Origin of the sequence: Vibrio ichthyoenteri ATCC 700023, from assembly GCF_000222605.1 — a bacterium.
GTDB classification, from domain to species: domain Bacteria; phylum Pseudomonadota; class Gammaproteobacteria; order Enterobacterales; family Vibrionaceae; genus Vibrio; species Vibrio ichthyoenteri.
The window spans coordinates 1-10,426 of the sequence record NZ_AFWF01000015.1; the positions used below are offsets into that span (position 1 = coordinate 1).

Annotated in this window: 11 protein-coding genes and 1 pseudogene; 1 reads left to right on the plus strand and 11 read right to left on the minus strand. The window is 44.0% G+C overall.

Going from position 1 to position 10,426, the window contains the following annotated elements; genetic code table 11:
- From ttcA to ccoN, 11 genes and pseudogenes are all read right to left on the minus strand, one after another.
- Positions 1-514: pseudogene (ttcA, locus tag RH85_RS02315) on the minus strand (tRNA 2-thiocytidine(32) synthetase TtcA); the annotation flags it as partial.
- A gap of 168 nt (positions 515-682) precedes the next feature.
- Positions 683-1,630: a universal stress protein UspE gene (uspE, locus tag RH85_RS02320; protein ID WP_006710571.1), complete on the minus strand. Its 948-nt coding sequence runs from the start codon at positions 1,628-1,630 to the stop codon at positions 683-685.
- A gap of 155 nt (positions 1,631-1,785) precedes the next feature.
- Positions 1,786-2,529, minus strand: a complete 744-nt coding sequence (locus RH85_RS02325) for an FNR family transcription factor (protein ID WP_006710572.1) — start codon at positions 2,527-2,529, stop codon at positions 1,786-1,788.
- A gap of 91 nt (positions 2,530-2,620) precedes the next feature.
- On the minus strand, positions 2,621-3,292 hold the full coding sequence (locus tag RH85_RS02330; RefSeq protein WP_006710573.1) for a sulfite exporter TauE/SafE family protein: 672 nt from the start codon (positions 3,290-3,292) through the stop codon (positions 2,621-2,623).
- Entirely contained in the window at positions 3,289-3,450 is a 162-nt protein-coding gene (gene ccoS / locus RH85_RS02335) for a cbb3-type cytochrome oxidase assembly protein CcoS (RefSeq protein WP_006710574.1), read from the minus strand. The genes RH85_RS02330 and ccoS overlap by 4 nt, the downstream gene beginning before the upstream one ends.
- A gap of 2 nt (positions 3,451-3,452) precedes the next feature.
- Positions 3,453-5,825, minus strand: coding sequence for a heavy metal translocating P-type ATPase (locus RH85_RS02340; protein WP_006710575.1), 2,373 nt, complete (start codon positions 5,823-5,825; stop codon positions 3,453-3,455).
- A 6-nt stretch (positions 5,826-5,831) separates the two neighbouring features.
- Positions 5,832-6,311: a FixH family protein gene (locus tag RH85_RS02345; protein ID WP_006710576.1), complete on the minus strand. Its 480-nt coding sequence runs from the start codon at positions 6,309-6,311 to the stop codon at positions 5,832-5,834.
- A gap of 80 nt (positions 6,312-6,391) precedes the next feature.
- Positions 6,392-7,372: a cytochrome-c oxidase, cbb3-type subunit III gene (gene ccoP / locus RH85_RS02350; RefSeq protein WP_006710577.1), complete on the minus strand. Its 981-nt coding sequence runs from the start codon at positions 7,370-7,372 to the stop codon at positions 6,392-6,394.
- Positions 7,372-7,545 carry a cbb3-type cytochrome oxidase subunit 3 gene (locus tag RH85_RS02355; protein WP_006710578.1) on the minus strand — a complete coding sequence of 58 codons (174 nt, stop codon included), beginning with the start codon at positions 7,543-7,545 and terminating at the stop codon, positions 7,372-7,374. Before RH85_RS02355 ends, ccoP begins: the two co-directional genes overlap by 1 nt.
- 10 nt (positions 7,546-7,555) lie before the next feature.
- Entirely contained in the window at positions 7,556-8,176 is a 621-nt protein-coding gene (gene ccoO, locus RH85_RS02360) for a cytochrome-c oxidase, cbb3-type subunit II (protein WP_005597949.1), read from the minus strand.
- 12 nt (positions 8,177-8,188) lie between these two features.
- Positions 8,189-9,616, minus strand: a complete 1,428-nt coding sequence (gene ccoN, locus RH85_RS02365) for a cytochrome-c oxidase, cbb3-type subunit I (protein WP_006710579.1) — start codon at positions 9,614-9,616, stop codon at positions 8,189-8,191.
- Positions 9,617-9,876: 260 nt separating this feature from the next.
- On the opposite strand from ccoN, the gene RH85_RS02370 reads away from it, so the two are divergent.
- Positions 9,877-10,236: a hypothetical protein gene (locus RH85_RS02370; protein WP_006710580.1), complete on the plus strand. Its 360-nt coding sequence runs from the start codon at positions 9,877-9,879 to the stop codon at positions 10,234-10,236.
- Positions 10,237-10,426 lie beyond the last annotated feature (190 nt).

Here is a 10,426-nt window from a genome sequence, read left to right on the forward strand (position 1 = left end):
CCTTTTAACTTACCACCATGGAACATGTTACAAAAACAATTGTTTCTAAGATGTCGTCGCGATGGTGACCTAGAGCAATTTTCGTTGCACCAAGTTCTTTAGCCGTGCGGTACAAGATGCCACGGCGTAGACGAGAACACAGTGAACAAGTTGTTTTGCCTTCAGGAATCTTATCTTGAACGATTGAGTAAGTATCTTCTTCAACAATCTTATGCTCAACACCTAGAGATTCCAGATATTCAGGCAGAATATGGCTAGGGAAGCCCGGTTGTTTTTGGTCAAGGTTAACGGCTACAAGCGAAAACGAAATCGGTGCGCTTTTCTGTAGGCTCATCAGTATTTCCAACATGGTAAAGCTGTCTTTACCACCAGATAGACAGACCATGATGCGGTCGCCATCTTCAATCATGTTGAAGTCTTGGATCGCTTGGCCAGTATTACGGCGGATACGCTTTTGTAGTTTGTTGAAGTTATATTGTTGAGCCTTGGTGCGCTCTTGATTTTGCTCGGTCATTAGTTCGCAGTCTTATCGGTAATCTGAATACAAAACGATACCTGTATCGTGCCTTAATTTGGCTCAAATCGGTATGAAGGGCGTATGATACGGATAAATACTAGAGATGCTAGTGCTATTGTCGGTGAAGATAAAAAAATCCCCTCACGATGGAGGGGATCGGAATGCTTAAACTGCGGTAGTAGGGTCAAGAGGGCTGATATAGCCTTCCGGTTTCAGTGCTAATACATCACAGTTAATTTTATCAATCACATGCTCTGCCGTGTTGCCAATAAATACCGCTGACAGACCAGTACGGCCTGTGGTACCGATGATAACCATTGCCGCATTCAACTCTTTGGCTGCTTGAGGAATGATATCTTCAGGTAACCCTTGTTCTACGATGGTTTGCTCCTCATCGTAACCATACTTTTGGCGCAATGCTTTCATTGCTGTCAAATGATGTCCACGAACCGCATCAGTGTAGGTCGTAGGATCAAACTCTGGCAATTCAATGGTAATGTTGGCTGGCGTGACGGGGTAAGCATTGACCAAATAAGGTTTGGCGCCGAGTCGATCCGTCAGACTTTTAAGTTGATCCACCATCGCATCATTCAAGCCAAGATGAGTTTCATTTTCAGAACCTACATGCACAGAGGCGAGAATACTGGCGTCTTGAGGCCAATCTGAATTTTTAACCAAAAGCACAGGCTCTGGGCATTTACGAAGAAGATGCCAGTCGGTCGGGGTGAAAATGACCGATTCTAGAACATCGTGTTTACGTGTTCCTTTGATTACGATGTCGTGCTCACCGGCGTAAACCTCAGCAATGATCGCTTCGTAAGGGCGGTTATGCCAAACCACACGAACATCAAAATCAATGTCGTCATTGATATACGGTTCAGCCACGCTGCGCATCCACTGTTCGCGCTGATGGATAACCCCGCGGCGCATTGCGTCACGCTCATCCATAGAAAGCATTGAGGTCATGTCGTAAGAAAAGTCATAAATCGACAAGAAAAACGTAATGTGACTGCGTGAGCGGCTTTTGGCAGCTAATTGCATCGCTCTTGCTAGTGCTGGTTGATCATCGCTATTAATATTGGCAACGACTAGGATGTTATTATAGATACTCATAGCAAACTCCTTAGAGAAGAGGAGACTTATACCTAAGTCACTTGGGCCGACAAGATTACTTTAGCGCAGTTCGGAGTGAATTATTAGGAAAACTTGAGTAGAGATTGGGATTTTATGATGTAGCTCAGTTTAGAGCTACATCATTGAAGTTATTACTATTCTGCTGAAACGCCTGCCAATTGCATTAGCGCATCATGGTCGAGAATAGTGATGTATTTACCTTTAACGCTCAAAATTTCTGATTTTTGGAAACGTCCAAGTAGGCGACTGATTGTCTCAACGGTTAGGCCGAGATAGTTACCAATATCACCGCGAGTCATGGTTAAGCGAAATTCTCTTGGGCTAAAGCCACGTTGAGAAAAGCGAGTTGAAAGGTTATACAAAAATGCCGCTAAACGTTCTTCAGCATTTTTCTTCGAAAGTAATAGGATCATCTCTTGATCCCCTTTAATTTCGCTACTCATCAAACGCATGATTTGCTGGCGTAGTTTAGGCATTTTTCCAGAGAGATCATCAAGAATTTCATAAGGAATTTCGCATACCATTGATGTCTCAAGTGCTTGCGCAAAGCTTGGGTGACTGTCATCGGTAATCGCATCGAACCCAACGAGATCACCGGCTAAGTGGAAAGCAGTAATCTGCTCATCACCTTGCTCAGTAATGGTATAGCTCTTAATGGTTCCTGAACGAATCGCATAGAGCGACTTCAATTCATCGCCAGCTTTAAACAGCTCTTGGCCTTTTTGAATTGGCTTTTTACGCTCGATGATTTGGTCAAGTTGATCCAACTCAGACTCATTTAGCGTAAATGGAATGCATAGCTGACTAATGCTGCAATCTTGACAGTGGATAGCACAACCACCGGATTGAATGCGTTTTGCAGGCTTTTCAGAAATCATAACAACCTTTCACTATTTGATATACATCAATATTTTATCACTGCTAAAGGATAAAAGGTAGTGAAAAAAGATGCTTAAAAACAGTAATCTATCAACTCATAAGCAGTAAACGTACCGAACCATATGCAGTATATAGCCCATACGCCAATATTGTGACCGCTCCGATGTTTCGAAAAACCGTAGATTGTTGCAGTTTGTGTAAATAACGAGAGCCATAACCCACCATTATCATCGCGGGCAGTGTGCCTAAACCAAACATTGCCATGATTAATGCGCCATTTAAGCTACTGCCAGAGACAACCGCCCAAGTCAGGGTGGAATAAACTAGGCCACAAGGTAGCCATCCCCACACAAATCCAAACACACCAGCTTGGTATGGGCTGTTGATCGGCAGTAACTTCTTACTCAATGGTGAGATATATTGCCATAATGACTTTCCAAGATTTTCTATCACTAGCAGACCTTGCCACCAACGGCCAATATAACAAGCGAGCAATACCATGAATATGGCAGTCAATAAGCGTAGCCAAGCAAAGCTATGATTGAGGCTTGCCACTTCGGCAATTGTGGAGACAGCGCCTCCAATTAAACCGCCAAATAAAGCGTAACTAGAAATTCGGCCTAAATTATAGAAAAGAGGAATGGTTTTAGAGGGCTGTGCATTGCCCATGGAAAGCAGTGATGCAACGCCGCCACACATTCCCATGCAATGGCCTGAACCGATCAAACCAATCATAAAAGCAGCTGCTAAATCTGCACTCATTTTTTAGGTTGTTCCTTGTCATCTTCGTCAAACAGAATATTGTGACCTTGACGCTCAAGGTCTTCAAACTGCTCGCTTTTCACCGCCCAAAGAAAAATCGCCACTGCGACACAAACCAAAACAATGGCGATCGGAATCAATATATAGAGGCTTTCCATAGTTATTTACCTTGTTCTTTCAGCAGTCGCAGCGAATTTGAGACAACAATGATAGAGCTGGCTGACATGCCGACAACGGCAAAATAGGGCGCAACCAATCCAGCCACTGCCAGAGGTAAGATTAATAAGTTATATCCTAATGACCAGGCGAGGTTTTCAGCAATTATTCGACGGGTTTTAAGAGCTAACTCACGTGCTTGTAATATGCGGTCTAGTTTATCACCGAGCAAAACCATATCGGCTGATGCTTTTGCAACATCGGTGCCACCACCCATGGCAACAGAAAGGTGTGCTCCCGCCAGAGTCGGCGCATCATTGATACCATCACCTACCATCATTGTAATATCGTTATCACGGCAGCTTTGCAGATAAGTGAGTTTGTCTTGTGGCTTTGCTTCGGCGATGACATCGTTAATGCCAATTTGTTTGGCGACTAATAGGGCATTTTGATTGGAGTCACCGGTTAACAATGTGACTTTAATGCCTGCTGCCTGAAACTGCTCGACAAACGTTATTGCTTCTTGACGAATTGGGTCGTGATAAAAGAAAGTCGCAATGTGCTCGCCGGCTATCGAGAGATAGATAGCATTTGGCTCGGCAGAATGTCCGGAAGACAGCGCAAATTGCGCACTGCCAATTTTTATTTGTTGATCTAAGTAAACGCCTTGAATCCCTGAACCGATGACATTCTCAACGTCATCAATGTTCAAATCGTTATCGATGTAAGGGCGGAAGGCTCGAGCCAGTGGGTGGTTGGCATGAGCCTCAAGAGAGGCCGCTAGTGCCAAACAGATTGGTTTTGAATAGTGGCTAAACAGACGTACATCATTAATTTCAATATCACCGTGAGTAAGGGTACCGGTCTTATCGATAATTAGATGGTTAACCTTGCAGAGGGTTTCAAACACATGGCCTTTGCGTAATAAGATACCAAGGTTGCCCATACGCGATGTTGCACAAGTAAGTGCAGTTGGTGTTGCCAGAGAAAGCGCACAAGGGCAGGTTGCCACCAATACTGCTAGCATTATCCAAAATGCATCATCGGGCTGATTCTGCTGCCAATAAAACCAAGTTCCAGCGGCGATAATGAGTAGTGCAGCCACAAAGTAACGCGCCACCACGTCGGCAATTTCTGCAATCTTTGGTTTTGAAAGCTGTGCTTCGTCTTGTAAGCGAACAATATTGGAAATCATGGAATCTGCCTTGTTGGCTCGAACTTCGAGTACAAATGCTTCTTCACCATTGAGAGTGCCCGCGTAAACACTATCTCCGTTCACTTTGACCACCGGGATTGACTCACCAGTCAACATCGATTCATCGATGTGTACACGACCTTGAGTTATGACGCCATCAGCAGGCACATGTTCTCCGGGTAGAACTCGAATCTTGTCACCAACCAGTAACGATTTTACCGGGGTTTGCTCACCGTCGAGCTTGGTCGCCATTGCGGGAATAAGCTTTAACAAATTTCCGCTCGCTGCCGCTGCTTTTCTGCGGGCGCGCATTTCTAAAAATCGACCAACAAGTAAGAAAAAAGCAAACATTGAAATCGACTCAAAGAACACTTCACCTTGTTCGGTAACGGTCGCGACGAGACTGGCAACGTACGCAAATATCATTGCGATAGAGACAGGAACATCCATCCCCAACGTTCGACTTCTTAGGCTTCGCCAAGCGTTTAGATAGAAGGGTAAAGCGGAATAGAGCATGACCGGAGTAGCAAAAATCAAGCTCACCCAACGGAAATAATTGCGAAACTCAGCATCGAGATCACCAAAAACTTCCAGATAGAGGGCAACAGCGAGCATCATGACTTGCATTGTGGCAAGTCCTGCAATTCCCAATCGATAGAGATATTGCTTCATCATACGGTGATAAGAGGCTTCTTGCTGATCCGCTTCAAATGGTGCAGCTTTATAGCCAAGCTGATGAATCGCTGCCAATAAGTCACTCAGCTTAGCTTGCGAGTTGTTCCAAGCCAAGATGGCGCGATTAGTGGTGGTGTTAACGCGAATCTGAACAACACCGGGGGTGTGTGAAAGTTGTTTTTCAATCAGCCATGCGCATGCAGCACAAGAGATACCATCAAGTGACAATGTCACTTCGGAGTGGTTTTCATTGTTACGTACAAATTCATTCTGTACTTCTTGATTATCATAATGAATCAGCGCTTGTAGCTGCTCTGGAACTAGGTTGGCTTTTTCTGCTGGCGCAGTGCGGTATTGATAATAGGAAACCAAACCACTCTCGACGATGGTTTGTGCCACAGTCTCGCAGCCAGGGCAGCACATTTCACGTATCTGACCAAGAATCTCTACTTTAAAGTCCGTGTCGACTGGTACTTCTTCACCGCAGTGGTAACACGATTGGCACATAAATTATCAGTTCATCAGTTGCGTTGGAGTGGCAGAAGGGAAGGTGACTCGCCCCTGAACCAACCATTGTTGATCATGTGGTGTAAGTTCAATAAACCAAGGGCCTTGTAGCGGTTGTTCCAGCAAAATTCGGTATTCACCGCTCGCGTTGGCCGTTAACATTTGGTCGAAATCCCGATCAGGTAAGGTGCGATGGGCAAACGTCGCATGTAATGCAGGGAAGTGTTCCAAAGTGCCTTTATTCAACGTCAATACGATGGCGTTGCCATCTGATGTTGCTGATGCGTTAATCGCAAGCTTTTTGGCCACTTTGATTTTTGAAAGATCGATATTGATACCTTTGCCTTTTTTATAGTAATCCTCAGTAACCAAAGAGACGGAATGATTGGATAATATGACAATTCTAACCACGGACCATACGATTACCGTTAATGGAAGAAGGATTAGAAACCACGGCCAAAACTGCTTATACCAAGGCTGTACCATAAAAAAGTTCTCACAAAATAAGGGGATGTCTTTACTTTAAGGAAAGTCAGCCCCTAAGACTAGGGGCTGTTATTGAAATGTTACTTATCGTCGCCGTTAGATAGGCTCCAAACATAGGCTGAGACAAGTTGAACTTTGTCCTCACCAAGAATGTCTTTCCAAGCTGGCATTACACCAGAGCGACCATACATGACTGTTTGCGTGACATCATCACGAGTGCCGCCGAACAGCCAGTATTGATCGGTTAGGTCAGGAGCACCAAGTGTCGGGTTACCCTTACCATCTGTACCGTGACAAGCCGCACATACTACGAAGCGTGTTTTACCTGCTGCTGCTTCTTTTGCATTGACTGAACGACCAGAGAGGCTTAGCGTGTATGAAACCACTTCTTGAACACCATCTTCACCTAATACGTCTTTCCACGCTGCCATCATACCAACACGACCGTTCATAATCGTATTCACGATCGCGTGTGGTTCACCACCATACAGCCAAGCGCCGTCAGTCAAATTAGGGAAACCTTTTTGACCACGAGCATCTGAACCATGACATTGAGAGCAGTTTTGTAGGAATAGGCGTTGCCCAACCTTAACAGCTTCAGGATCGGCGGCGATATCAGGAATTGATTTAAGCTCTTCGCTACCATCAACATAAGCAAGACGACGAAATGCTTCACCAAAGTAGTCATCAGCATCACCAAGCTCTTTCGCGTACTGATCGAGCTGCTTGTTTTCTTGTGCTTCTTTAATCAATTGCTTTGATTGTTCAACACTTTGTACAAGTTGGTTAGAACTGGTCCAACCGAGCAATCCTTTAAAGCTACCTAAACCAGGGTAAAGGGCCAAATAAATTGCCGCGAAAATAAATGTACTCACAAACATGTAAGTCCACCATTTTGGCAGCGGATTGTTAAGCTCACGAATACCATCGTATTCATGGCCCATATCTGCCCCTTCTTCTACTCCCATTTTGTCCTTAAGACACCAGTAGAGAAGTGCAGCACAGCCAAGCAATGTGCCGACCGTGATAATGATTATCCAAAGACTCCAAAATGTATCCATTATTTGGTCTCTCCTTGTCCTTTCGTCGGCTTTTGCTCTTCGTCAGCGAATACAAGGTTGGCATCTTCTTCAAAGCGAGCTTTACGGTTTTTACCGAAAGCCCACCAAACCACACCTAGAAAACTCACAAAAAGAACGATGGTCCAAATACTGTGAATAGTACCTATTTCCATAATCAGCTCCTTACTTCATCGCGTGACCAAGAGACTGAAGGTAAGCAATGATGGCATCCATCTCTGTTTTTCCTTCTACATCTTTCGGTGCATTAGCAATTTGTTCATCAGTGTAAGGAACGCCAAACTGATTGCGGAATAACTCAAGTTTTTTCTTGGTCAATTCACCATCGAGACCGTTTTCTTCCAGCCAAGGGAAGCCTGGCATGTTTGATTCAGGAACCAATTCACGTGGATCAATCAAGTGAACACGATGCCATTCATCAGAGTATCGACCACCTACGCGGGCAAGATCTGGACCGGTACGCTTAGAACCCCATAGAAACGGATGTTCGTACACGCTTTCACCGGCCACAGAATAGTGACCGTAACGCTCTGTTTCAGAACGGAAAGGACGGATCATCTGGCTATGACAGACATTACAACCTTCACGAATGTAAACATCACGGCCTTCCATTTCTAATGCACTGTAGGCACGTAGATTTTCCACGGGCTCAGTGGTCTGTTTTTGGAAAATCAGCGGCGTGATCTCTACAAGAGCACCTAGACTGATGGCAAAAACAATCAGAATCGCTAGCAAGCCGACATTGCGTTCAACAACTTCATGGCGATTGTTAGAATTATTACTCATTCCTAAATCTCCTTATGCCGGTTGCGGGATAGCTTTCAAGCTATCGTTTGGTGCAGTCACTGTCTTATAGGTGTTGTAAGCCATTAAGAACATACCGGCTAAGAAAATGAAACCACCAATAAAACGAACGGTATAGAAAGGATAAGATGCCTGAACAGATTCAACGAAGCTGTAAGTCAATGTTCCGTCAGAGTTAACTGCACGCCACATCAAACCTTGCATTACACCTGAAATCCACATCGCAACGATATACAGCACGGTACCAATTGTCGCCAACCAGAAGTGTGCATTGATCATACTGACCGAGTACATACGCTCTTGATTAAATAGGCGAGGGACCAAGTGGTAAACGGAACCGATTGATACCATTGCAACCCAACCTAAAGCGCCAGAGTGTACGTGACCAATTGTCCAGTCGGTATAGTGCGATAGTGCGTTGACTGTCTTAATTGACATCATCGGACCTTCAAAAGTCGACATGCCGTAGAAAGAGAGAGAGACAATTAAGAAGCGTAGAATTGGGTCGTAGCGCAATTTATGCCACGCACCTGATAGCGTCATAATACCGTTGATCATGCCACCCCAAGAAGGCGCGAACAAAACCAATGACATCACCATACCAAGAGACTGTGTCCAGTCTGGTAGTGCGGTGTAGTGCAGGTGGTGTGGGCCAGCCCAGATGTAGAGTGAAACTAATGCCCAAAAGTGCACGATCGACAAACGGTATGAGTAAACAGGGCGCTCAGCTTGTTTTGGTACAAAGTAATACATCATGCCAAGGAAACCCGCTGTTAACAGGAAACCTACCGCATTATGTCCGTACCACCACTGAATCATCGCATCGACGGCTCCAGCGTAAATCGAGTACGATTTTCCAGCCGAAACCGGAATAGCCATACTGTTAACAATGTGCAGCACGGCAACGGTGATGATAAATGCACCGAAGAACCAGTTTGCGACATAAATATGTGAGGTGTTACGTTTTACCAACGTACCAAAAAAGACAATCGCGTATGAAACCCATACAACAGCGATTGCAATATCAATAGGCCATTCTAGTTCGGCGTACTCTTTACCTGAGGTATAACCCAAAGGCAAAGTGATCGCGGCAGCTAGGATAATAGCTTGCCAACCCCAAAAGGTGAACGGGACGAGAGGACCTCCAAATAAACGCGTTTGACAGGTACGCTGCACAACATAATAGGACGTTGCGAAAAGGGCGCTGGTACCAAACGCAAAAATTACCGCATTAGTATGCAGTGGACGTAATCGACTATACGTCAGCCACGGTGTATCAAAGTTTAACTGTGGCCATACTAACTGAGCGGCAATCAAAACCCCAACAGCCATGCCGACAATACCCCAAAGAATGGTAACTAAGGTAAACTGACGAACGACGGTATAGTTGTAGGTTTGTTCAAGCTGCTTTTCCTGGCTCATATTTGCATGCTTCCAATTCTATAATTACTACACTTTACTTCCAACACGACTCATGTCGTAATGCCACCCAAACCACTCAGAAAAACCATACTGCTTAAAGTGGTTAAATAATCTTTGCGCTTTTTAAAAAAAGTGGCATTTTCAGGGGGAAACTATACTGCAATTAACATTTTAATGACAGAGTGGTAACCTTACACACTGTCTGGATTTGCCGATTTATTTAAAAACTTTGAAGCTTGTTACACGGAGAAGACCCAACAATGGCTGCACAAAAGCTGACAAAAGGACGTTTTGTTCAAATAATCACCATGTTAACGGTGCTGATCAGCGCTTTTTTTTGGCGAACTTTCACTTATGAAGAGCCAAAAAAGGTGACCTGTAAATTGCAACAATCGTGTGCTTTTTATGTTAATGACGCCCAATTTTTGGCTCAATTTAATCTGGAGGTAATTAAAGTTGTAACACCGAATGATTCGTGGGAAATAAATGATGGAATTAAAATTGATACTGCAAATAACACGTGGCAATTAAATGATAGTTCTCTGCGAGTCATCGAGTTGATGAATAGCAAAAGCAACGAGTCAATGAAGATCAACTTTGTTGTATTAGAGAACAACTAACAGCAAGTCATACAAAAGAATATAGATCTGATCTTAATAATCCATTTATATCGTAAGATAATAAATGTGTTTATTAAGTATTTTATGGTAAATAGATTATGTTTAATCAAACAGTTCAAATCCTAGTGCGAAGAGAGGATAAAGCTATTTTTGCTTGGCTGTTTTAATATCATATTTAACATAATATACA

What these genes read in the sequence shown, in the direction of transcription:
- uspE (WP_006710571.1), bottom strand. Translation starts at nt 1,630, where the DNA reads ATGAGTATCTATAATAACATCCTAGTCGTTGCCAATATTAATAGCGAT.
- RH85_RS02325 (WP_006710572.1), bottom strand. Translation starts at nt 2,529, where the DNA reads ATGATTTCTGAAAAGCCTGCAAAACGCATTCAATCCGGTGGTTGTGCT.
- RH85_RS02330 (WP_006710573.1), bottom strand. Translation starts at nt 3,292, where the DNA reads ATGAGTGCAGATTTAGCAGCTGCTTTTATGATTGGTTTGATCGGTTCA.
- ccoS (WP_006710574.1), bottom strand. Translation starts at nt 3,450, where the DNA reads ATGGAAAGCCTCTATATATTGATTCCGATCGCCATTGTTTTGGTTTGT.
- RH85_RS02340 (WP_006710575.1), bottom strand. Translation starts at nt 5,825, where the DNA reads ATGTGCCAATCGTGTTACCACTGCGGTGAAGAAGTACCAGTCGACACG.
- RH85_RS02345 (WP_006710576.1), bottom strand. Translation starts at nt 6,311, where the DNA reads ATGGTACAGCCTTGGTATAAGCAGTTTTGGCCGTGGTTTCTAATCCTT.
- ccoP (WP_006710577.1), bottom strand. Translation starts at nt 7,372, where the DNA reads ATGGATACATTTTGGAGTCTTTGGATAATCATTATCACGGTCGGCACA.
- RH85_RS02355 (WP_006710578.1), bottom strand. Translation starts at nt 7,545, where the DNA reads ATGGAAATAGGTACTATTCACAGTATTTGGACCATCGTTCTTTTTGTG.
- ccoO (WP_005597949.1), bottom strand. Translation starts at nt 8,176, where the DNA reads ATGAGTAATAATTCTAACAATCGCCATGAAGTTGTTGAACGCAATGTC.
- ccoN (WP_006710579.1), bottom strand. Translation starts at nt 9,616, where the DNA reads ATGAGCCAGGAAAAGCAGCTTGAACAAACCTACAACTATACCGTCGTT.
- RH85_RS02370 (WP_006710580.1), top strand. Translation starts at nt 9,877, where the DNA reads ATGGCTGCACAAAAGCTGACAAAAGGACGTTTTGTTCAAATAATCACC.